This is a genomic window from Pseudoalteromonas sp. SG43-8 (assembly GCF_014164245.1).
Classification (GTDB): domain Bacteria; phylum Pseudomonadota; class Gammaproteobacteria; order Enterobacterales; family Alteromonadaceae; genus Pseudoalteromonas; species Pseudoalteromonas distincta.
Genome location: NZ_JACJEX010000001.1, coordinates 151,593 through 175,633, shown reverse-complemented (window position 1 = coordinate 175,633; position 24,041 = coordinate 151,593). Strand labels below are relative to the sequence as shown.

The window sequence follows — 24,041 nt, the reverse complement described above, 5'->3', positions numbered from 1 at the left end:
TATTACCGATTATTATTGTTATTGATTACAAACAATTTAACTCATTAACAGTTAAATTGTTAAGCTTGACGTTTAAAATTATCTAAAATAATACCGGTCGCCATTGCAACATTAAGCGACTCTGCACCACCAAAAGCGGGAATGGTGATTTTATTAGTTACTAACTTTGCACATGTCTCGCGTATTCCATGCGACTCACTACCCATTAGTAAAACGCCTGAGCTCATAAATTGGGTTTTATGCACGCTTTGCCCATCTAAAAAAGCACCGTAAACAGGTAAATTTAAAGACTGTAGATAATCAGGTAAATCTACTTGGCTTACCGATACCCTTACAAATGAGCCCATTGTGGCGCTAATTGTTTTTGGGTTGTAAGCGTCTGCGCTGTCGGTGCTAGTTACTATATGTTTAATACCGTACCAGTCTGCCACTCTTATTATTGTGCCTAAATTACCAGGGTCTGATACGCCATCAAGTGCGAGTATTAAACCACTTGCTTGTGGTAAAGCTGCCTTTGGCATATCAACAATAGCAATGGCTGCATTATTGCTAACTAGCGTGCTGGCTTTGGTGAGGGTCTCTTCATCAGCTTCTATAAAGTTAGCTTGCGGATACTTAACTTGGTACGCATTTATAAATTCGTTTGTAGCAAAAATATTAACCACATTTAATGGGCTGTTTAATAACTCAAGTACGTTTTTCTCACCCTGTACAAGGTATTGATTATATTGCTTTCGGTACTTTTTTTGGCCAAGTTGGCGAATAAGTTTGAGTTGGTTTTTTGAAATCATAACAGCCCCATAAAATTATCCAGCAAGTATAACAGATTTCACTATAACATCTGAACTCGAAAAGCAGCGAATGGGGCTAATTTATCTTACTCGCACTTCTTTCAAAGGTCAGATTAATGCGAATAAACATGCCTTTTATTGCCTCTAATTGATTTGAATCGTCCACCGTCTGAGCCAATTCCCCATAAAGATTATCTGACGCTTGCTTAAACTTATTATTAAACTTGCCCTTGGTTGCCAACATAAATGCATCGGCTAATGTACGCTGCCACTCATTTAAATACTTTAGCTTTGTATTACCAGCCAAATTTTCACAAATTGAGTTTAAACGTACCGACGCATGCCCTAAATTTAGAGCGGTTAGTGCAAGATCAGTAATTACGCGTGAGTGTGAACCTTGATCGTAATTAGTTAGGCGAATTAACCTATCGGCCATGCGGCGGTTATACCAAATACTTGGGGTTGGATGGTTATTTATTTCGAGTAAATCTTTATAAGTGGCCTTAAAAACACGATGAACAAGTAATTGTACACTTGGTCCTGTAAATAACTGAAAAATCCAAAATAAAATACTCACCCCCGCAAAGATTGCCATTGCAGAGCTAAGTGTGTAATCGATTGAAAACGCAAGGCTCATATCGGTACTGGGTCTTACCAAAATCGTAAATGGGATACAAAACCCCAAGCCATATGGCAATGTTTGTTGATCAGCTAGCAGCAGTAAACCCAAAAAATAAGGCCCTGCTAATACAAGTAGCAATATTTCTAATTGCCCACCACTTTGTGATAATAAATTGAGTGCGTAAAAAATAGTTACAATAGCAGCAACCACCACGCCTACCAATAAACGCTTTATTACCACCTGTAAAATAGCTAACGGTATTCTCGCCAACATTATCGAAAATATGACCGGTAAAATCATAATTAATAATGCAGCAGAAGAGCCTGTATTAATCCAAATAAATGCGCCGATAGAAAATACCAAAGCAGTTCTAAATCCAACAATAATGCCAGCTAATGGGTCGCGATATGTAAGCATACTGGGTGCATTTAATAATGTATTATCACGCTCTTCTAACGCTCTGTATGCGCGTAGTAAAATTGTTAAGTCGGCTGCTACTTCTAAGCTCACATTGAGCATGTGAGATTCAAATGGCGAATCACACACCGTATTTGCTCTATAGTCGGTTAGCTCTTTACGCAGCGTTTTAACTTGTTCGGCGCAGTAATCAAAATCGTCAGACTCTTTAATTTGCGCAAATACGTGCTTAAGTTTACTTATTAATTTATCTAAAGTTGGTGTAATAAGGTCTTCGTGGTTTCGCTGTAGGCGGCCAATTATTTGAATTAAGGCCAATAAAGAAAGTACTTTTTGCGACAACTGATTTGCAGCACGCGAGCGCCCTGGACCTTTTGGTCCTTCGTACCTTACTGCGCTGGAATCTTCGTTTATTGATCCCAATGTTGCCATAATGCCATCTATTTGCTGGTGACGGTTTTCGTGCGAGCCCTTAGAATCAAGCTCAATAACTAAATAATGTAACGTTTGATTTATAACCGACCGCGCTTGTACTTGTAGTAAATTTTTAACCTTTACAGGCCAAAATAGATGACTCACAAGCCCAGCACATACAGAACCTATTATTATTTCGCTTACTCGCGCTTGTGCAATATCAAATATACTTTGGCTGCTCACCATTGCCGGAGTAACCATGACTAAAAGCACAATAATGGCGGCTGTTACACCGGCCATAGCAAACGCATACACAAAGTTTGCTTGGCGTACCATTGCCGATAACGAAGAGTTCACCCCCAACCATAATGCCAGTGCACCGAGCGCTAAATAAGGGTAGAGAATTAACTGAGTTAAAAGCAATATGCCAAATAAACCGCCCACTATGGTGCCTATTATTTGGCATATTGCTTTTTCAATAACCAATCCGCTTTGCGGGCGTAATTGCAAAAAAATAGCCGAGACTAACGCCCAATAAGGCCTTTCAAGATTAAGCGACATAGCAATAGTGAGCGCCATCACCATGGCTATAACGCCCTTAGTCGCAAAAATAATTGCCTGTTTTTTAGGAAAAAACAAATTTTGTAATACAACGCCCACTGTATTCCCCTTAACGTGTAGCGAGATGTATAGTGGCGGTCATTCCTGCGCTAAGCTGTGTATTTTCGGGCAACGAATCTAACTTAATATCAACAGGAATACGTTGCGATAAACGCACCCAATTAAATGTTTGTTGCACTTGCGGTAAAAGCTGACCGTTACTTTGTGTATTCGTATTTGCAATGGCTTTACCTACACTCACTACATGCCCTGTTAATTGCTTACCACCACTTAAAAGGGCTATTTTAGCTTTTTGATCAGGATAAATAAGCGGTATTTTACTCTCTTCAAAGTAACCCGTTACATAAAATGAATCTGACTGAACAATAGCAAAAACAGGTGTGCCTTGAGCAACATAGTTACCTTGGCGTAAATTCAAATTAATTATTTGCCCTGATGCAGGCGCAACAATTTTAGTTCTATCAACATTTAACTGCGCAATTGTTTGCTCTGTCTTGGCTAGGTTATAATTTGCCTCAGCAATTTTAGTATTAATACGTGTTGATTCTAGCGTTTCTTCACTAATTGCCTGTTGAGTGTTTAGCTCAACACGTCTTTCGTATTTATGTTTAGCAAGTTCCCATGTATACAATGCGTTTTCTGTGTTTGCTTTACTTTTATCAAGCGCTGCTTGATAACGCTTTTTATCAACATTAAAAAGTACTTCGCCTTTTTGTACGTTTTGACCATCTTTAATATTTAAAGCAGTTACCCAACCCGACACGTCTGGAGCAACCGTGACAATATCGGCTCGAATACGCCCATCACGCGTCCAAGGAGTATGCATGTAGTCAGTCCATACCCAACGCCCAGCAAAAACCGCAGCTATAACAACCAAGATAGTAAAAGTAATACGCAGATATTTAATCATTCAATTTATCTTCCACTTAGTAATACCAACCCGCAATAATACTTGAGTAATTTGAGGGCTTAAACCTGACGCTAACTGTGTTAAAAATTTCTGATATAGAACAACTAAATAACGAAATTTTTGCCTTGTTATCGACACGGTTTTCTTACCTCAAAATAGCTCAATTAATTAAGCAAATTGGTATAAATAGACGGCGAGTGCCAAGTAACAAACAAATAGTGACACCTCAAACCAAGCCACTTTCCAAATACGGTCATGCCAATCTAGTCGATGCAAAGCAAAACGAGTCAACGCCGTTAAAATAAATGCTATTGGGAAGTAAACAATCAGCGGGCTAAACTCTAATCCCCCTAACACGACTGCTTGGAACATAATAAATATCCTAATGTTATTTAAAGCGATGATAAAAGCTGTAAAACCTAAATAAATTTACATCCGCACTACTCTTACAATCTATTATTTTGGCATATAAATCAATTAGCTTAATTGTACGTAGGTGTGCTTAATACATAATTAATGCCATTACATTTAAGCAGCACTAAGTATGTATAGTAGCTAAATCGCATATTAATAAGCTAAAGACCCCAGTTACCAGCCAAATAAATAAACCAGCGAGGTTTGTTTATAAAAAAGTATTAGAGTATTTAACTCAATATTTAAAACGCCTATTTATAGCTGTTTGCAGAAGGGTTGGATAATTATAAACATTGAATTTTGCACTAAAAATGGGTAAATTAACAAAAAAACAACATGGATATAATTTAATGGAATCAATACACCCTACCCCATCTGAAATAACCCCACCAATAAATGAACCTGCTGAACCAATTTTTAGCGGAAAAGTGCAATTTAGTGGTAAAGGTGGTGAGTTTTTTGGAATTTGGATTGTAAATATATTACTTAGCGTTATTACGCTTGGCATATATTCGGCGTGGGCTAAAGTACGTACGCATCGCTATTTTTACGGCCACACCCGTATAGATGGCCATAGTTTTGACTACCTGGCAACACCAATACAAATTTTAAAAGGTCGGATTTTAGCGGTTGTTGTATTTTTTATTTACACATTTTCAATTAGCTTTATGCCTATTTTAGGCCTATTTATTGCTCTTGGTTTTATCTTTTTAATGCCATGGATTATTAACCAAGGTTTACGTTTTAATCTGCGCATGACCCGCCATCGTAATGTTCGCTTTGCTTTTAAAGGCAGCTATGGCGAAGCCTTTGTTAACTTTATACTTTTACCTATTGCCAGCATATTTACGCTTTATTTATTAATGCCTTACGTTATAAAACGTATTGATAGCTATATCCATAGCAATATTAGTTATGGCGATAAACCACTTACTGTAAATCTTAAAGGCGAAACCTATTACCTAACAGCGCTTATTTGCTTTGTAGTGAGCTCTATCACCATGGTGGTATTTATGGGGATTTTAGGATTATTTGGCCTCAACTTAGTAGATATTGAAAACCAACAAAATTTAGAAAACTCTGCAGCGATGGTTATGCTTCCTATCTTTATGATGATTGCCTATGTGCTAATGATTGCCATTGTTTCTGCTGTATGGCACGCCGCTATTAGAAATCACATTTTTGATAACAGCCATTTTGAAGGCGTTGCTACATTTAAATCAGAGCTAAAACCAATTCCTTTCGCTGTTTTACTATTAACTAATATGTTGGCTATTGTATTTTCTTTAGGGCTTGCATACCCATGGACAAAAGTACGTACATCAAAAATGCTCGCTGATGTAACTAACGTCACTATTTATCCTGGTGCATTAAACCTAATCGATACCGCGCAAGAACAGCAATCATCATTTGCTGAAGAAGCTGCAAACGTATTTGATATTGACCTTTCTCTAACTTAAGAGCTCACCATGCATGTAAAGGGACATTTTTTCCCCATCGCATCGAGTAACTATCAAGTGTGTGTTGCCACTATTAGCGACACACACATTGAAGTTATTAACGATGAACACGTTATAGCTCGCCACGCAATCTCAAGTCTAAAATTAAGTTCGGGGATGGCAGGACTTGCCGACGAATTAAACTTTGAAGATGGCAGTCGTTTTATTCCTCAAGATGTAAGTTACAGATGGCCATTTAAAGAAAATAACCACCACGTAATGGAACGCCTTGAAAAAAGTAAATGGGCAATTTTAGCCGCAGTAATATTTACACCGCTTTTTATGTGGTTAGTACTTTATAAAGCAGTACCCGCCATTGCTGTTTACAGTGTTGATACCCTGCCACGTAATGTTGTAGAACAAATGGGGGAGCAAAGTTTTACACTAATTAAAAAGATTGCGCTTGACCCAAGTGAGCTGCCCGCAGAGCAGCAAACTAAAGTACAAGCGCATTTTACAAGTATGCTTAATGCTTTATCGCTTGATCAATCGGTGTATAGATTATCGTTTTATAAATCCGACAGCTTTGGTGCTAATGCGTTTGCACTACCCCATGGCCGTATCGTGGTCACAGATGATTTAGCAAATTTACTTGCCGATAAACCCAATGCACTAAAAGCGGTATTGCTACACGAAATGGGCCATGTAGTCCACCAGCATAGCGTACGTATTACAGCACAATCTGCCGCAAGTACGATTGTGCTAGCGGTTGTATTTGGTGATTTAGAAGGGGTTGCAGAGGTTGCATTAGGTACAGGCGCATCATTTGCTCAGCAAGGGTTTTCACGTGATATGGAACGCGAGGCAGATACCTTTGCACTCATTCAATTAGAGTCACTTGGGTATTCGAGTAATGATTTTGCTGATGCAATAGAAGCGCTGCAAGAAAGCCATACCAGCGAAAACGAGCACCTCGAAAAAGTAAATGACTTATTAGAGTACTTATCTAGCCACCCAAGTGCACAAGAGCGTATTGACAATGCTAGGAAATAATCGCGGTTATATTCAACTTGCTCGCATCATAGTGAGTTTAAGTTGGATATACTAATTCAATTAACTATGGGGGCTATTTTAACGTTAAATAAATCATTTAGTAACTAGGCAAAAAACTTTGTGTTTAGTGGTTCTAAATAAAAGTTTTTTAACGACGTTAGTAATTGATTTAGATCGTTAAATTGTTCAAATAGTTATTTGGGTTAGTATCATTCACGGCTTTTTTCCAAAGCTTTATCATATTGCACCGCTTGAAAAATTAATGACTGGCAGTGCTGGTTTTTCAGCAGAAGTGTCTGATTTAATTACACGTTCAGCGGGAGTCGGCGAAATTATATTTGGCTTGTGTTTATTTGTGTTTTATAAACATAAGCATTTGGTAGCTTTAAATATATTGGCGCTTATGGGGCTTTTACTTGCTGTAGTTGTAATGCAGCCACAATTGCTTATTGAAGCATTTAACCCTGTAACTACTAACCTGCCGCTTATTGGGCTAAGCGTTATTTGGTTAAAAGAAATTGAGCAGTTGAATAATCGATACCTCTAAATAAAAAAGGGTATGCAAATGCATACCCTTTTTTGTAGTACAAAATTTATAAAATTAGTACTTATTTTTATGCGTCCACAAATGCAGTAATTCGCTCGCAATGGTTGCTGCAGCAATTGCGGTAAGCTCACTTTGGTCGTACGAAGGTGATACTTCTACCACATCCATACCCACCATGTTTATGCCTTTTAGCGCACGCAGTACTTTAAGTACTTTATCTGACGTTAAACCACCACACACAGGAGTGCCTGTACCAGGCGCAAACGCAGGGTCTAAACAATCTATATCAAACGTTAAGTAAACAGGTAGGTCACCTACTCGCTCAAGTATTTGCGCTGCAATTTCATTTGCATGTAAATCATTGGCTTGCATTGCATCAATCACAGCAAACTCATGTTTACTTTGATCAAAGTCGGTACGAATACCTATTTGTATACTGTGCTCAACATCAATCAGCCCTTCCATTGGTGCATGATAAAACATAGTGCCGTGATCAAATCGCGAGCCATTGCTATAAGTATCGGTGTGCGCATCAAAATGCACTAACGCCATTTTGCCATGTATTTTTGCATGAGCACGTAATAGCGGAAGCGTTACAAAGTGATCGCCCCCTAAACCTAATAGTGTTTTACCTTGGCGAAGTATTTGATCCGCAGCCATTTCTAGTTGCGCAGTAAAATACTCAGGATCCCCGACAGGGTAAGTAAAGTCCCCTGCGTCTGCCACTTTTAAGCGCTCAAACAACGGGAACGTCCACGGGTATTTAGTGTCTTCCCATGCTAAATGAACCGATGCACGACGAATTGCATCAGGGCCTAAGCGCGCACCAGGGCGGCCCGAGGTCGCTAAATCAAATGGTAAGCCTAAAACCACTACGTCTGCATCAATGGCATTAATGTTTTGCACCATAGGACGACGTAAAAACGTCATCCCATTTGAGTACAATGAGTGATCTGCGTGACCAAACAAAGTCGACATTGCTTATAACTCTTCTAAATAAGTGTAGCCATCAAGGCCGCTTTGCAACTCGTCTAAAACGCTTTGCTGTTCGTGTTTTTCAATTTTAGTGCTTACTAACTGCTCGTATGATTGCTGAAAACTTTCAACATCTAAATGTACATAGCGCATCATATCGGCAACAGTGTCACCTTGGTTTATCTCGGTAATACTTGCAACGCCTTGCTCATCCATATTGACAATTGCGCTGTGCGTATCGCCAAACAAGTTATGCATGTCACCTAAAATTTCTTGATAAGCACCCACCAAGAAAAAGCCCATTAAATAAGGTTTATCAGCGCTAAACTCTGGCACTGGTAGTGTGCTTTCAATACCTTGTCCATCTACGTAATGCTCAAGTGCGCCGTCTGAATCACAGGTTATATCAAGTAATACAGCACGTTTTTTTGGTGCTTCAGTTAAGCCACTTAATGGCAATACCGGAAACACTTGATCAATGCCCCATGCATCTGGAAGCGATTGAAATAACGAGAAGTTTACAAAAAACTTATCGGCTAAACGTACGTTTAACTCGTCAATAATCGGACGATGAAAACGGTTTTTATTATCCATGTGCTTGTTGAGTTCATAACAAATTCGAATGTTAATTTGTTCAGCCCATGCACGCTGCGATAAGTCTAATAAACCGAGTGCAAATTGGTTATGCGCTTCAGCTAAATCACCTTGGCTGTCGTGATAAATCTCAATTAATGCACGGTCATCCGTTAAATCAGTTAACTGTACAAACGATGCCCACATGTTTTTTAATAACAGGGGTGCATCTGCCGCTGGTGCTACTAACTCTTCTGGCGTGTAACTTTCAGTACCAATAACATTAGAAATAAGCACAGCATGATGCGCCGTAAGCGCACGACCCGACTCAGAAATAATAGTCGGCATTGGTTGCTCATATTGCTTACATGTATCACCAATGGTGTACACAATGTTATTCGCATATTCAGCTAAGCTGTAATTCATAGAGTTATGCGACTGGCTACGCGTGCCGTCGTAATCAACAGCTAAACCGCCACCTACATCAAGGCAATCAATTTCTGCGCCTAGTTTACGTAGCTCACAGTAAAAACGCGCAGCTTCGCTTACACCTAAACGTACGTCACGAATGTTCGCCATTTGTGACCCTAAGTGAAAATGCACAAGCTGCAATAAATCAAGCTGGTTTGCGCCTTTTAAACGATTAACTACATGTAAAACTTGCGATGCAGATAAACCAAATTTTGATTTTTCGCCGCCACTCGCTTGCCACTTACCTTTACCTTGCGACGCTAAACGTACACGAATACCAATGCGTGGTTTTACGTTAAGCTCTTTTGCTTGGCTAAGGACCATGTCTAGCTCAGAAAGCTTTTCAAGTACGATATACACTTTATGACCTAGCTTTTCGCCAATAAGTGCTAAACGTACGTATTCTTTATCTTTGTAGCCATTACATACAATAACAGCGCTGGTTTTTTCAGCCAGTGCTAGTACCGTTAGTAATTCAGGCTTGCTGCCGGCTTCTAAACCAAGTTGCTTTTTTTCTACTTGTGCTTGGCTTGCTACTATTTCTTCAACCACTTCACGTTGTTGGTTTACTTTTATTGGGTAAACTAATAGGTAGTCTTTAGGGTAACCATAGTTTTCAATCGCAGTATTAAATGCGCCGCATAAGCTGTGTACACGATGGTGTAAAATTTGCGGAAAACGAACTAAGGCAGGTAAGCTTAAACCTTTATCTTGTAGTTGCTTTGCGATATCTGTTAGTGCAATGGTTTGCTCTGGGGCATGAGCCTTGGGCGCAACATACACATCACCTTGATCATTAATACCAAAAAAACCTTGGCTCCAATGACGAACATTGTAGCTCGTACGAGCTTGTTCTAGTGATGTTGTCTCTTTCATTTATCTTTCTCTTTTATTTAATTAATGCCGACTCGGCTAGTGCCGCGCATTAAAAGAAAAATAGAGATTCAAGTCCAACAAGTATTTTTACTCGTAACGAGTGATTTTTGATGTTAAAAAAATAACCAAACAACTATTGCCCGCTAGCATATATAAAACAGGACTTTGATGATTTTTAAAGATAAGAAAAGTTATAAAAAATGGCTGTTTTTAAATGACTCATTATAAATTTTATTAGCAAAAATGAATTAGCTCATTCAATAAAATTCATCTTGAGTTACTTTGTTTATAAAATTTACTTTTGATGGATTAGAGCAAGACGTTCTCAACACCTCAATTACTCACAGTTGAGGCTGCGTGTTGTGACCAAGTAATACCTATGTATTCTGCAAAGTGAATAAAAACTGCACGTCAAAAACGTTTAGCATACATCCACCAGCTTCAATCATGACTTGGCGCATATGTAGCGTTAGGTATTGCCTGTGGTATTGAAAGTAGGAAATTGCAGTAGTGTATAAGCGAATTCGATTAATTGAGTATAAGCTAACTATGCACTTTTTGGGGCGAACATAATTATAGCCATACCTAGCAGTGCAACTAAACCACCAATAATATCCCACATAGTAAGCTTTACGCCATCTACAACCCATAACCATAATAGCGCAACACAAATATATACGCCGCCATAAGCTGCATATACCCGCCCTGCTGCAGTAGGGTGTAAAGATAGCAACCATGCAAATAGTACCAAACTTAACGCTGCAGGAATTAAAAGTAAAATGCTTTTATCTTGTTTTAGCCAAAGGTAGGGCAAATAGCACCCCAATATTTCAGCTAAGGCTGTAATAATAAAAAGTGCGATTGTTTTTAATTCAAACATAATGCTCCGCGCAAAAATAACAAGCATAACAATCTATATAAATTGTTATGCTTAGTGCGTTGTTATTCGCTAAGCGCCATAGTGGCAAGTTTCATTGTACTTTCAAACGACTTAGTGCCCGCTATAAATAAACCGTTGTGACAGAACACGGCATCGGCAATACCTGTTTCATCTACAAACGCTTGATCAGATAAACCAGACCACGCTTTAGGAAGCGGTTTTCTATCTTCAAACGAGCCAGGCTCAACGGGTACTGTTTGTAATATCCATTGCCCAGAATGCGATGGGTAAACCATGTATAGCGCCTCACTTGATAAAATATGCACTGTTTTTTTCCACGGTGTGTACTTTTCAAGCACGATTACTCTAGCATCTTCTGCATTTTCAATTGCTTTGGCGACAATCTCTTTTGCATTAACACTACCGTGAGCTGAGGCGATAAAACGAATGAGCATACGTGCTGCAAATTCAACGGCTTCATCAAAGCAGGTATCAAAGTTACTTTCTTCTTCCCATGTAGGGTTAAACATTGAAATTGTTTGGCTCAAGCTTATCCCTTTCGATACACCTTCAACATGACCACAATCAATGGCGTCAATAGTTGAAACTAAGCCTGAATCCACTCTATCAGCAACGGCCTGGTTATCATCACACAGTGCTAAGCCGTATTTTTTCCACACTAAACCAAATGATGAAAAAGGAATGCCATTTTCTCGCTCGCCTGCACCACCACGTTGATGATGATCAAAGCGATTAGTTTCAGGGTCGTATTCCCCACCTACATCTATTACGTAGTCGGCACTTTCTATAAGCGCTTTATCGCGTGTGCGTACCAATTTAAACGTTGGCAAAACATGTTTAAGTACCGCAATACTAAAAACGTCATCTGCATGAAAATTACCATTGTGGGTTACTACTGTTATTTCGCTCATTTGTTTATTGCTACTTTTAGAAAAGATAAAAATTCTCGCTTTGTAAGTTAGTCACTAATTATCGAGGCAGATTTTATACGAAGACAGGTGTTAAAAACAGTGAAGTATTCTTGCATCACTATAAAAGCTGCTTTTATAGTTACTAGTTTGAGTATGACTTTTATTACAAGATAATAATGAAGGCAGATATTTACGACACATTAAGCTTTAACATGTCGCAGCGTTAATGAACTTATTTACTAAGCCCTAATTCCATAAAAACACTTTGTGGATTATCTACATATGAGCCAAAACTGCTACAGCGTTTAAAGCCTAAATTTTCATATAAATTGATTGATTTCATTTGTTTTGGGCCTGTTTCTAAGCGTATTAACGGGATTTGTTTTTCGCCAGCTTGATGCAATAAAATCTGCATAATACGTCTTGATAGCCCTTTACCACGATGACTTGGTTTTACATATAAACGTCTTATTTCGCCGTAAGGCTGGGTATCAAATTTCTCTACAATCGCACCGCAGGCAATAATACCTTCTTCAGTTTTTAAACCAATAGCGTACACATTAGGTAAGGTTAATTCGTTTAACTCCAGAGACTGTGCGGTAGCCACAGGATATAAAGAATTTATAAGTCGGTCTATATCATCAAATACATTTACCACGTCGGGATCATTCGGGTTCAAATCGACTAACTGCATAAAGCTTCCATTCATTGTTATAAGTTTATTAAGCTTTAAATAATATATTTAAGCGGTCATAGCTTAGCATTGTTTAATTAAAAAATCTTTACTCCTTATTTAGCATATGGGTTATGACATTTCACCAGCTAAAAGAGCAAAAGTGGCCTAGCAAGTGTGTAAATTTTGCTAAATTATTACTAATTAATAAATAGTAGTGTTCAAGTATTATTGCGCATTAGTATTAGCGCTATGCCATTTTGCATAGCCTTCTTTATCCATCGGCCTTGCAATTAAGTAGCCTTGCATGGCGTCAATATTCATTTTTTTAAGTAAGTCATATTGTTCTGTTGTTTCTACGCCCTCTGCAACTACCTCTAAGTTTAAGCTTTTTCCTAAACTGATAATTGTTTGCGCAATATTAAAGCCAACCGTGCTATCTAAAATTTTATCAATAAAGCTTTTATCTATTTTTAATTCTTTAACAGGAAACGCACTTAAGTACGCTAAGCAGGAGTAACCGGTTCCAAAATCATCAATCGAAAATAAAAAGCCAGCGGCAATGAGTTCTTTCATTTGTCTAATTGTATAATCTATATCGCTTGAGAGCATTGACTCAGTTATTTCTAACTTAATTTGCTGCGCTCGAATATCAAATTTATTGATAGTGCTAAACAGCTCTCCTTTTAAATTTGATGAATTAAACTGGCTTTGACTAATATTAATTGAAACACTAAACGAATCGTCAATTATGTTATCTGCTTTAAGTTCGTTTATTAAAATACATATATCATGTAAAACAATATTTTGTAGTTTTTGAATAAGCCCGTATTGCTCTGCAATTGGTATAAATTCGTTTGCCGCTATTAACCCTTTTTGAGGATGGTTCCACCTAATGAGTGCTTCAGCACCAATAACATCACCATACGTATTTACCTGAGGCTGAAAATAAGCACAAAACTCATCAGATGCAATCGCTCTGACTATATCTGTTTCTAGTTCAGTTTGTTTTTCAAGCAGTGTTTGTAAGGCTGGATCGTAAAAGCTACTGCTATTCCCCCCTTTATTTTTAGAACGATACATAGCCGTGTCTGCAAATTTTAATATATTGCCTGCCTGCGCATTTACGCTATCAATTAGACAAATACCTATGCTGCAGCTTACTTGAAATGCAAGGTTGCCCACTTCAAATTTATCATGAAAAGCTCTTTGAATCTCTTTGGCTACTATTTTGCACTCTATGCTCGCCTGCTGTGTATTTTCTCCAACGTGTTTTAGTAAAATAATAAACTCATCGCCACCCGCTCTGGCCAACGTATCACATCCTTTTATTATTGCGCTTAACCTTTTTGATAATTCCACAAGTACTTCATCACCCGCACTGTGCCCAAGTGAGTCATTAATACGCTTAAAATTATCTAGGTCTAAAAATAATAACGCCCCTATATTTTTATCACGCTTAACACTCTCCACACACATGCTTAATTTGTCGCTAAGCATTCTTCTATTTGGAAGATTCGTTAATGGGTCGTAAAAGGCAAGCTTATGTACTTCTTGTTCGGCCTTTTTCTTTATTGAAATATCTCTGGCCATCCATACTACGTGCCTTTTTGTAGGACTATTGGGGTGGTAATGATCTAATGCAGCAGCCCTGCCTTCAAAAACTATATTGCCCTTTGGTACAGCTAATTCATATTCAAAAATTTGCGTCTCGTTAGTCGAGAGTGTTTTTTTAATAACGTCCATTATCATTTGTGCATCGTCTTGAGAAAGCAGGTCCTTAACACTTTGACCAATAAGGTCCTTGCTTGAATCAAGCAGTAACTCATTAGAGGTACCATACACATCGGTATAAATTCCCTCTTCACTTAAAATAAGAATGAGATCGGGCATTACCTTAGTGAAGGCTTTAAACTTTTCATTACTTTGCTGTAAATTCGCGAGAAGCTGTTTTGCTTTGTTAAATTCGTTACTTTTTTCAAGAGCGATACTAGAAAAGTGCACAAAAAAATCGATTAACTCTAAATCTTGCTTTGATGGTGATTTAGGAGTGCTGTGATAGATAGCAAAGGTGCCTAATAAATCGGCTTGAGTTGAGAAAATAGGCGTTGACCAACATGACTTAAGACCAAACTTTAGTGCCAAGTCTTTAAAGTCCTCCCACAGCGGTGAAGTTTCGATATTTTCAACAATAGTGCGCGATTTCGAAAATGCAGTAGTACCACATGAGCCCACTTTTGGCCCTATATAGACTCCATTAAGCAAACTACAGTACTCTGGATGAATATTAGGAGCTGCGCAATGAAAAAGCTGCTGGCCTTTAACTGATAAGATTGAACACCTAGCGGATTCATCATCAATAATCTGCTCGATTGATGAACAAATTTCAGTAAGCACCTCACTTAAAGGTACCCCTAATGCAATTTTAGATAAAATGCCTTGCTGGTGAGATAATAACTTTTTTAACCTATCCGTACCCATTTTCCTTTACCCGTATTATTTATACACATTGAAACAACAAAAGCTTTAATCAAGCGCTTTTTTCTTACGCAGTAAAGTTCAGTATAGTCATGATTAGTAAGTTTTTTATTTTATTGGCAAAAAATAATCGGGCCTGTCTTAAATAATCATAGTTGCATATTACTGAACACCTATTGTTACTATATAAACAAAACCACAATATTAAAGCTAACACTTTGTTACTTAAAAGTACTGTTCAAAATTTTTAAGCTATTTATACTATAAGTAATGGTAAATATTTTTTGAGGTTACAGTGCAGATCACACAAGGTATGGAATACTTTTTTTCGGGGTTTAAATTAATTAGCCAAAAAGGGCTAAAGCGTTTTGTCCTTATTCCGCTATTAATTAATATTTTGCTGTTTGGTAGCTCGCTGTTTTTTTTAGTTGGCTGGTTAAGTGATAGTTTTAGCTACATAAACAACATGCTCCCCGAGTGGTTAAGCTGGTTAGAGTGGCTAATGTGGCCTATTGCTGTATTAGTTGTTTTGTTTAGCTATAGTATGCTCTTTACAGTTATCACTAATTTTATTGCAGCCCCATTCAATGCGCTCTTGAGTGAAAAAGTTGAGCTTTACCTAACAGGTCAAAAAATTAACGATGACGGCTTTGCCGAACTAGTTAAAGATATACCTCGCATGCTTGCCCGTGAGTGGACAAAACTATGCTACTACCTTCCTCGCGCAATTGGCTTTTTTATATTGTTATGGGTTTTACCGGTCATTGGCCAAATACTATGGGTGTTATTTACTTGTTGGATGTACGCAGTTCAATACGAAGACTATGCGTTTGATAATCATAAAATTGACTTTAAGCAAATGAAAGACGATTTAAAATCTAAGCAAGGTTTGTCATACGGATTTGGTTTTGCTGTTATGTTGTTAACTGCTATCCCTTTTATAAACTTAATAGTTATGCCAGTAGCAGTGTGCGGCGCAACACGTTTATGGGTAGATAACTATCGTCCAAAATATCGCAGTTAATTAAAAGGTTGCTAACTTTTTCAATATCCGAAGGACACCGCATTCTAGATTAAAAAGCACCTAAGGTGCTTTTTAATCTATTTTTAAAGCAATAAACTCAAGCGATGCACGCCTTGGTAATGCATCGCTTTGTTTATCTACTTCTTCAAATTTTTTAATCAAAATACTAAAGCGCTGATTATTAATATTAACGGCTGTAACTTCACCAATTTTTATACTGTAGTTTTGCTGCTGATAAAACAACTTTAGTATTTGACCTTTTACACGCTCTACGTATAAATAAGGTGTTTGGTCTGGCATCTTTAAACGAATGACATTGATTTTACTTAGTTCATGTACCGCGACCCAATTCTGACTCTGCATTAACGTATTATAACGACTAATACCTTCAGGCTGATAAACAACATCTTGGCTTATAACGCATGTATTACAGCCCTTTACTGATTCAATTCGCCAGTCAACAGCTGTATTTTTATAATACAAATTATCATTTTTTAGTAACCACTCACGTGTATTGTTAGTATCGCTACACGCTATTAGTAAGCTAAAAAAACTACTCAAGATAATAAACTTAGTGCTGAGCATTGGCTTCATACTATTGCTCTTTAATTGCTTTTAACTCAGCAATAATTGCACTACTTGGCTGTGCTTCTTTTATATAACTGGGCAGCGTTTCAATATTAGTAGGCGAGCTTTGTAAATTATGCACCTTACTGTTATTTGTCTTTGGCACCCCAAATCGATTACCTGCACTTTGCATATAAAACTGTAAATTAAGCATGCTCCACTCATCTACATCACTCAGTATTGATATTGTATTATCTTGGTTAGTATCAAAGCTGGTTAAGCTTTCGGTGTTAATTGCATTACAATTAAAATCAACTGGTAGTGAGCTATTTCTATTTAACCCCTGTACTTCAAGTATGGTGCTTTCATTTAAATCTGCTGAACTACCATTTGAATAATCAATAATAAAATCATCCGTAGAGCCTAAATGACTATTTGTATTTGGTGCAATATCGCAACTAGCATTGCCTGGGTAAAAACGCTCATAGTAGCGATCACCTTCGTTATTACCTATTGTTGATAAACCCGCTAATTGATATAAATAATTCATAGAGCTTAAATGATTAGGCTTAAAATTAACTTCTTCATCACCGCCATGGTATAAACCTAAGTTATGACCTAACTCATGAAATATTGTTGATGCTTGATAATTATAAGTTACATTGGTTGCTACTTGCGTATCAAGCGTTAAACCCCAGCCCCCCATAGTTACCATTAAATCATTACCGCTTATCTCAGCAATACCCGAACCACTAATACTACCGTCTTCGTTACCACTACTTGCCATTAATAAATAATGGAAAATGGGCCTGCGAGTTATATCGCTATATTCCATTTTGTAAGCAAATAAATTAGGGCTACTTAAATCGTATTCAAACGGGGTATAGCTATTAAAAGGGACAAGATTTCCGCCACCTAAATCAAAGTTTTGCGGTGCTGTATTTGTATTTTGATCAAACAAATCACCCACGTCAAAGTGGACTGTATAGCCTTTTTCTGCAAAAACAGTGGCTACTTTTTCAAGTGCTGTTCGATGTGGAGTAATACCTACATCACTGCTGTCCATATAATCAACTTCAATAAATATATCTTTTTGTGCGGTACGCGCCCCCCACTCATAAAGTGGTAAACCCGCGAATGTTGTACCCTGTTGCTCAGCGCAATCAGGAATACCATCCTCATCATCATCTATTGTGCAATTTATATTGTTTGGCCCAGCGGGTGTGTTAAACACAGAATAACTCCAATCAGTACTTTGATTAGTGTCTTTCGCATTAAGATCGCGCTTTAAGCTGCCTCCTTGCTCGGAGATGATTTGCTCTGCGTTACCACCTTGCCATTGTGATGGCGTTACTGGTTCTTGTACTGAGTTACCAAATTTTACAAAGTCGATTGTTTGTGTACCTGCACTATTAAGTAATTCTACAAAACCGTTTATGTACCAATAAGGTCTAATTTCATCACTAGCATTACCTACAAGCGCTATTTTAGGGTTGTTAAATGACGCATTTGCTAAAAAATCATCTCCAAACCTACTTTGTAAAATAAGGTACTCACCATTTTCAAGCTCTTTATTGGGCAGTGAAAAAGTTGTCTCTGCACTAGTCGAGCTATTAACCATATTAATACTGCGGGTTTTAAGCGAATAACTCTGTAAGTTTACAGCAGCCCCTGTGCCGTTATAAATTTCAATCCAAGGTAGGTCGTTACTAAATTGCACAGAAGAAACTTCAGTTATTTTTATATCTTGGCTAGAGGTAGTAAAAAAAGTAGCTGTTTGCGTTTCAATGGCCGTATCATCAAAATTAGTTAAATCAGCTGTAACACGGACAATATATTGGGTATCTTCATTAAAGCTTGCGCTTACATTTACAGTATGAAAATAAGTACTTGTGTCACTAGTAGTACCCGACAAACTTTCAATATTTAAGGCCAAGCAAGTAGTAAAATCATCTGCTGACACTTGTACGCTTCCTGTACAAGCACCACTACTAGAATTAACTGCTAAAGTGCTCGTTAGCATAATATCTGAAAATGTAATACTAACAGGGCTATCTACAAGAACTGGGTCATTATTACTTTGGGGTGTTACATTACTAATTGTAGCGGGCGTTGAATCAACCACAGTAATATTCAGGGTAAATTCGGTTGTGTCTTTTGAATCAGACGCAGTTAACGTATAGCTTTGTGAAGTGATACTGTTTGCAGGAGGTGTGTAGCTAAAAAGTAAGGCTTGTGCATCAATAACACTAATTTGTGCACCATTTAAATCATCACCAAAATCAATCTGAACGGTATCGTTATCGGCATCGCTAACTACTAAACTAAATTCTGTGGCTTGATTATATTGCACGCTAATACTTACATCATCTGCAGTTGGTGGATTGTTTGGTGCTAATACTACAACTGTTTTTTGAGCGCTATTTGTAGCGTTATCGTCATCGGTTACAGTAACCACAAATGTAACATTGGTATTTTGTGAAACAGTGGGCGCATTAAAGCTAATGCTTGTTTGTGTTTGAGTAAGTTCAACTACAGGACCACTTATTTGCTGCCAAGTTATGCTATTAATACTACCATCGCTGTCTTGTGCATCTGCAACTAGGGTTACGCTGTCACCTTTTTCAGCTTCTTCAGGGCCTGTAACAATGACTGTTGGCGCGCTATTTACTTGATTAATTAAAACCGTTTTACTCGCTTGAGCGCTTTTACCTGCATTGTCAGTTACGGTTACGCTAAAACCTAGTGTTGTATTTTCAGATACATTAGGGGCGGTAAAACTAAGGACTCCATCAGTTTGTGAAAACTCAACATTGTCCCCAGCAGACTGAATCCAATTAATATTACTTATAGTGCCATCTGTATCTTGAGCGTTAGCAACTAAACTAACTTGTGTGCTGGCAAGTGCACTACTTGGGCCTGTTATATTAACTGTAGGAGCATTATTTTGAGAGGTGATAGTGCCTGAAAAAACTTGTTGTGCAGTAGCACCTGAGTTGTCAGTAACTGTAACCGAAAAGCTAAAGGTCGTATCGGTTGTTACACTAGGTGCAGTGGCTGTAAGCGTGTTACCGTTAGAGGTAAACGTAAACTCAGGCCCGCTAAGTTGTTGCCATTGATAGCTGGCAATTTGTCCGTCGCTATCACTTGCAAGCGCTGTAATAGTAAATGATTGATTAGAAGTAATAACGTTACTGCTAACCGAAAGCGTAACACTGGGCGCAGCGTTACCAGGGGCCGTAGTTGTATCACTACTTTCGCCTCCCCCGCCACAGCCTGTGATTAAAAGTGATAAAAAAAGTAAACTTAGCCATTTATTAATATTATTTTTTACCACTTTTAGCCTCTACATATTAACTATACAAATTTTGTGGCACCTTAGTAACGTTTAAATGAACGGTTATTTCCTCACGATCATGATATAGATGTTTAGCTTGCAACTCGTAATTGATACCTTGTTTCTCAAGCTCTTTTCTGATCATCGAAAGACATTCATAAACACTATCAAAGCGTTTTTTCATAGGCAGCTTTAAGTTAAATATAAACTCTTTTGCGTATGCATTTACTGCCCAGTCAATCATTAGCGTAGTCACTTTGGTCGGTTTTTCCACCATATCGCACACTAACCAAGTAATATTTCTTTTTTCTGGGCGATATTTAAAACCGTCGGCTCTAAAATGTTTAACTTGCCCAGTTTGCATTAAATCGTCATTCATTGGGCCGTTATCAATCGCACTTACAAACATACCACGGCGTACAAGCTGATAAGTCCAACCGCCTGGGCATGCACCTAAATCAACACTGCGCATACCGGCAGCTACGCGTGACTCGCGTTGTTGCTCAGGTATAAATACGTTAAATGCTTCATCGAGTTTTAACGTTGAGCGACTCGGTGCATCGCTTGGCATACGAAGGCGCAAAATACCCATGAAAAATGGAGAATTATTAAAGCTATACGAGTAACCAACATAAGCCGTATTGTTTGTTAAAAACATGACATGCATTACTGGGCGATTTGCTTTTGGCTCACGTAGTACAGTATTTTGTTTTTCGAGGGCTTTTTTAAGCGGTGTTGAGATTTTTTTACAGAACGTTAAAAGCTCTTTGCCTTCGTTTGTGTCTGGCGTTTCAACGCGCAGTTCTGAGCATAATGTAAAATCTTTAGCAGCTTCAACTACTGCGCTCACACGGTCCTCTACTGGCATGTTTTCAAGTAATGTGCCGGCAAACCATTGACGTGCAAACACCATGTTTTTAAAATCAACTTTTTTGATTATTTCGTCGCTGTGATGCGCTTCAAAACATTCGTAAACAACATAACCTGTATTTGGTTTTGCTTTTACATACCCTGCAAAACCTTGCTCTGCAGCATGAAACGTTATTTCAGCAGCGGCATCGTTTTCAAAACCACTACGACAAAAAATCACAACACTAGACATATTAACCCTTAAACTCTTTAAAACTTAAATCGTGCAACTTGCACTAAAATAACAATCCAACCAATAATAAAGCACAGCCCACCAAGCGGTGTTATAGGCCCAAGCCACTTCATTCCTGTTAGAGCGAGTAAATATAAACTACCACTAAAAAGTAGTGTGCCCATTATAAAAAAGCCACCAGCCCAACTCAGGTTTATGCCCCATTTAATTAAAATAGCCACCGCAATAAGTGCAAGTCCATGTACCATTTGATACTCAGCAGCCGTTTTAAAAACGCCTAATGAATACTCCGATAAGCGGCTTTTTAAACCATGGGCAGCAAATGCACCTAACATCACCGAAAGCATACAAAAAATACTACCGGTCATTAAAAATAATTTAATCATCTAACCCCCTGCTCAAGTCTTAACGTATCTCAATTTGTTGCTTAATAAATTCAACGGCACTTAACGCTGCTGTTTCTCTATTTTGCAGCTCAGTTACGCCACTTTTTTTACGTGGTTTTAATGAATGATCGCCATCACTCAGCCAAGTAAACAAAGGCTGCTTTGGCATTTTCATAGTAAGAAGTTCTTCACGTGTACCAAATGTATCTCGCTCGCCCTGTAATACTAAAAAAGGGCAAACAATATCAGCAAAATGATCGGTGCGTAATTTTTCTGGCTTACCCGGCGGATGAAATGGATAACCAAATGCTATAACACCTGAAAGGCTTTGCTCTGTACTACATGCAAGCATTGATGCCATGCGACCGCCCATCGATTTACCACCTATAAACAACGGTAAATCTGGCTGCGCATTCGTTAGCACTCGTTCATAATAAATAAGTAACTTTGGTGCTCGCTCAGGAGGCCTGCGTTTATTAGTTTGTTTAGCGATTTGCATATATTCAAAATCAAATAAACCAACATCAACACCCTGCTCGCTTATTAATTTTGCCATGTGCTGCATAAAGTCAGAATCGCTACCAGCACCTGCGCCATGTGCAAATATAAACTGTGCTATTGCAGGTTGCACCGTGCTTTTAAACCATTCAATCATTATTAATACTCATGTTCTTGCTCATGCTCTACTAAGCTCAACATCCACTCTTTAAACGAAACTATTTTACCAAGCTCTGTTTGCGACTCACGAAGCACTAAGTAATACGCATTTTTACTCTCTAGGCTATGATTAAACGGAATTACCAAACGCCCTGCGTCTATGTCGGGTTTAGCTAATACACTATTGCCAATTGCCACACCTTGTCCATGTACCGCTGCTTGTAACACCATAGAGGAGTGGCTAAATATAGGCCCTTGATTTACCTGGATGTTACGCACGCCTGCGGTTTTCATCCACGTTTTCCAGTTTTTACGTGTAGTGTCGTGTAATAGTGTGTGATGCGCTAAATCACTAGGTTGATCAAGCGGCTTTAACCCGCTTAATAACATAGGACTACAAAGTGGTACTAAATATTCGGTATGAAGCTTGTACGCTTGTACGCCATTCCAATGACCCCTTCCATAATAAATAGCAATATCTACGTCATCAGTGAGTGAGTTTTCATCTTGGTCCTGAGCTTTTATTCGCACATCTATCTCTGGATGTAACTCATTAAACAAACTCAAACGAGGCACTAACCACTGAATAGCAAAACTTGGGGTTAGGCTTACCGTTAGGGAGCCCTTAGCGCCACGAGCTAATAGCTTTTCAGTTGCATCAATAAGCTGAGTAAAAATCTCTTTAATATCTAAAAAATAGCCTTGGCCTTCTTCAGTTAATAATAAAGAGCGGTTTTTACGTAAAAACAGCTTCAAACCTAAATGCTCTTCAAGTGTTTTTATTTGATGACTTACTGCCGCCTGCGTTACATAGAGCTCTTCTGCTGCTTTTGTAAAACTTAAATGGCGAGCAGCCGCTTCAAAGGCTTTTAATGCGTTTAATGGAGGTACCCGTCTTGACATAATAACCAAGCTTAGAATTAGTTTTTCTTATGCGTGAGATTATATACATCATATAAGTTTGTGTATATTAAAGGCATAAAAAAAGCGACCTGAGTCGCTTTTTAATAAACATCATGCTTAATTATAAATCGCTTGCACTTGTATCAAGTGGGGCAAAGCTTTTAATTAAATCATCAACCGCTTTCATTTGCGTTAAATAGCCTTCTAACTTACTAAGGGCTAGCGCACATGGGCCATCACATTTAGCTTCGTTAGGATTTGGATGCGCTTCGATAAATAAACCAGCAATACCCAATGCCATACCGCTGCGCGCAAGCTCTGCAGCTTGTGCACGACGACCATCAGCAGAGTCAGCTCGTCCACCAGGGCGTTGTAGCGCATGTGTTGCATCAAAAATAACAGGTGCCATTGCCTTCATGTCATCCATACCCAGCATATCAACCACAAGGTTGTTGTAACCAAAGCTAGAACCACGCTCACAAAGAGCTACGTTGTTATTACCAGCTTCATTAAATTTAGTAATGATATGACGCATTTCATGTGGCGCTAAAAACTGTGGTTTTTTCACATTAATAATTGCACCTGTTTTAGCCATCGCCACAACTAAATCTGTTTGACGCGCTAAAAAAGCAGGTAACTGAATTACATCAACAACTTCTGCAACAGGTGCAGCTTGATGCGGTTCATGTACGTCAGTAATTAGTGGAATTTTAAACGTGTTTTTAATTTCTTCGAATATTTTTAAACCTTCTTCCATACCTGGACCACGGTACGAATTGATTGAAGAGCGATTAGCTTTATCAAATGAGGCCTTAAATACATAAGGAATATTTAGTTTCGTCGTAACTTCTACGTAATGCTCTGCAACACGCATTGCTAAATCGCGAGATTCTAATACGTTAATACCACCAAACAGTACAAACTGTTTATTGTTTGCAAGTTCAATTTCATTAATTTTAATAATTTGGTCTTTCATTTA

The 24,041-nt window shown here is 38.2% G+C and carries 21 protein-coding genes; 4 read left to right on the top strand and 17 right to left on the bottom strand.

The window, feature by feature from the left end; translation table 11 throughout:
• Positions 1 to 59: 59 nt before the first annotated feature.
• From H5122_RS00860 to H5122_RS00845, 4 genes are all read right to left on the bottom strand, one after another.
• The gene (locus H5122_RS00860; protein WP_182671353.1) at positions 60 to 791 is read right to left on the bottom strand and encodes an RNA methyltransferase; all 732 of its coding nucleotides are present in this window, start codon (positions 789 to 791) and stop codon (positions 60 to 62) included.
• Positions 792 to 867: 76 nt separating this feature from the next.
• Positions 868 to 2,904: an FUSC family protein gene (locus H5122_RS00855; protein WP_182682097.1), complete on the bottom strand. Its 2,037-nt coding sequence runs from the start codon at positions 2,902 to 2,904 to the stop codon at positions 868 to 870.
• Between the two features lie 10 nt (positions 2,905 to 2,914).
• The gene (locus H5122_RS00850) at positions 2,915 to 3,775 is read right to left on the bottom strand and encodes an HlyD family secretion protein (RefSeq protein ID WP_138489375.1); all 861 of its coding nucleotides are present in this window, start codon (positions 3,773 to 3,775) and stop codon (positions 2,915 to 2,917) included.
• Between the two features lie 168 nt (positions 3,776 to 3,943).
• Positions 3,944 to 4,147: a DUF1656 domain-containing protein gene (locus H5122_RS00845; RefSeq protein ID WP_024597474.1), complete on the bottom strand. Its 204-nt coding sequence runs from the start codon at positions 4,145 to 4,147 to the stop codon at positions 3,944 to 3,946.
• A 392-nt stretch (positions 4,148 to 4,539) separates the two neighbouring features.
• Here H5122_RS00845 and H5122_RS00840 point away from each other — a divergent pair, with 392 nt between their 5' ends.
• The 3 genes from H5122_RS00840 to H5122_RS00830 all read left to right on the top strand — a co-directional run bounded on the left by H5122_RS00840 (position 4,540) and on the right by H5122_RS00830 (position 7,228).
• Entirely contained in the window at positions 4,540 to 5,649 is a 1,110-nt protein-coding gene (locus H5122_RS00840; protein ID WP_182682096.1) for a YjgN family protein, read from the top strand.
• Positions 5,650 to 5,658: 9 nt separating this feature from the next.
• Complete coding sequence (locus tag H5122_RS00835) at positions 5,659 to 6,681, top strand: M48 family metallopeptidase (RefSeq protein WP_182682095.1); 1,023 nt, start codon at positions 5,659 to 5,661, stop codon at positions 6,679 to 6,681.
• A gap of 181 nt (positions 6,682 to 6,862) precedes the next feature.
• Positions 6,863 to 7,228 carry a DoxX-like family protein gene (locus H5122_RS00830; RefSeq protein WP_310736074.1) on the top strand — a complete coding sequence of 122 codons (366 nt, stop codon included), beginning with the start codon at positions 6,863 to 6,865 and terminating at the stop codon, positions 7,226 to 7,228.
• 54 nt (positions 7,229 to 7,282) lie between these two features.
• Here the strand turns inward: H5122_RS00830 and speB are convergent, their stop codons facing one another.
• From speB to H5122_RS00800, 6 genes are all read right to left on the bottom strand, one after another.
• On the bottom strand, positions 7,283 to 8,206 hold the full coding sequence (speB, locus tag H5122_RS00825) for an agmatinase (protein ID WP_008138249.1): 924 nt from the start codon (positions 8,204 to 8,206) through the stop codon (positions 7,283 to 7,285).
• Between the two features lie 3 nt (positions 8,207 to 8,209).
• On the bottom strand, positions 8,210 to 10,123 hold the full coding sequence (speA, locus tag H5122_RS00820) for a biosynthetic arginine decarboxylase (RefSeq protein WP_002958572.1): 1,914 nt from the start codon (positions 10,121 to 10,123) through the stop codon (positions 8,210 to 8,212).
• A 547-nt stretch (positions 10,124 to 10,670) separates the two neighbouring features.
• Positions 10,671 to 11,003: a YnfA family protein gene (locus tag H5122_RS00815; protein WP_182682094.1), complete on the bottom strand. Its 333-nt coding sequence runs from the start codon at positions 11,001 to 11,003 to the stop codon at positions 10,671 to 10,673.
• 62 nt (positions 11,004 to 11,065) lie between these two features.
• Positions 11,066 to 11,935: an MYG1 family protein gene (locus H5122_RS00810; protein WP_024597468.1), complete on the bottom strand. Its 870-nt coding sequence runs from the start codon at positions 11,933 to 11,935 to the stop codon at positions 11,066 to 11,068.
• 232 nt (positions 11,936 to 12,167) lie between these two features.
• Complete coding sequence (locus H5122_RS00805; protein ID WP_024597467.1) at positions 12,168 to 12,629, bottom strand: GNAT family N-acetyltransferase; 462 nt, start codon at positions 12,627 to 12,629, stop codon at positions 12,168 to 12,170.
• A 207-nt stretch (positions 12,630 to 12,836) separates the two neighbouring features.
• Positions 12,837 to 15,089, bottom strand: coding sequence for an EAL domain-containing protein (locus H5122_RS00800; RefSeq protein ID WP_182682093.1), 2,253 nt, complete (start codon positions 15,087 to 15,089; stop codon positions 12,837 to 12,839).
• A gap of 310 nt (positions 15,090 to 15,399) precedes the next feature.
• On the opposite strand from H5122_RS00800, the gene cysZ reads away from it, so the two are divergent.
• On the top strand, positions 15,400 to 16,110 hold the full coding sequence (gene cysZ, locus H5122_RS00795; RefSeq protein WP_182671383.1) for a sulfate transporter CysZ: 711 nt from the start codon (positions 15,400 to 15,402) through the stop codon (positions 16,108 to 16,110).
• A 72-nt stretch (positions 16,111 to 16,182) separates the two neighbouring features.
• Here cysZ and H5122_RS00790 read toward each other — a convergent pair whose 3' ends face one another.
• From H5122_RS00790 to kdsA, 7 genes are all read right to left on the bottom strand, one after another.
• Positions 16,183 to 16,704: a hypothetical protein gene (locus H5122_RS00790; RefSeq protein WP_182682092.1), complete on the bottom strand. Its 522-nt coding sequence runs from the start codon at positions 16,702 to 16,704 to the stop codon at positions 16,183 to 16,185.
• 1 nt (position 16,705) lies between these two features.
• Positions 16,706 to 20,014, bottom strand: a complete 3,309-nt coding sequence (locus H5122_RS20275; RefSeq protein ID WP_182682091.1) for a PKD domain-containing protein — start codon at positions 20,012 to 20,014, stop codon at positions 16,706 to 16,708.
• 16 nt (positions 20,015 to 20,030) lie between these two features.
• Positions 20,031 to 21,116, bottom strand: coding sequence for a 23S rRNA (cytidine(2498)-2'-O)-methyltransferase RlmM (rlmM, locus tag H5122_RS00780; RefSeq protein ID WP_024605425.1), 1,086 nt, complete (start codon positions 21,114 to 21,116; stop codon positions 20,031 to 20,033).
• Between the two features lie 17 nt (positions 21,117 to 21,133).
• On the bottom strand, positions 21,134 to 21,502 hold the full coding sequence (locus tag H5122_RS00775; RefSeq protein ID WP_024595287.1) for a DUF423 domain-containing protein: 369 nt from the start codon (positions 21,500 to 21,502) through the stop codon (positions 21,134 to 21,136).
• Between the two features lie 19 nt (positions 21,503 to 21,521).
• Positions 21,522 to 22,157 (bottom strand): alpha/beta family hydrolase, encoded by a 636-nt coding sequence (locus H5122_RS00770; protein WP_182682090.1) that lies wholly within the window; start codon positions 22,155 to 22,157, stop codon positions 21,522 to 21,524.
• A gap of 2 nt (positions 22,158 to 22,159) precedes the next feature.
• Positions 22,160 to 23,062, bottom strand: a complete 903-nt coding sequence (locus H5122_RS00765) for a transcriptional regulator GcvA (RefSeq protein ID WP_002958561.1) — start codon at positions 23,060 to 23,062, stop codon at positions 22,160 to 22,162.
• 121 nt (positions 23,063 to 23,183) lie between these two features.
• A complete protein-coding gene (kdsA, locus tag H5122_RS00760; RefSeq protein WP_182682089.1) occupies positions 23,184 to 24,038 on the bottom strand; it encodes a 3-deoxy-8-phosphooctulonate synthase in 855 nt (284 codons plus the stop codon).
• Between the last annotated feature and the right edge of the window lie 3 nt (positions 24,039 to 24,041).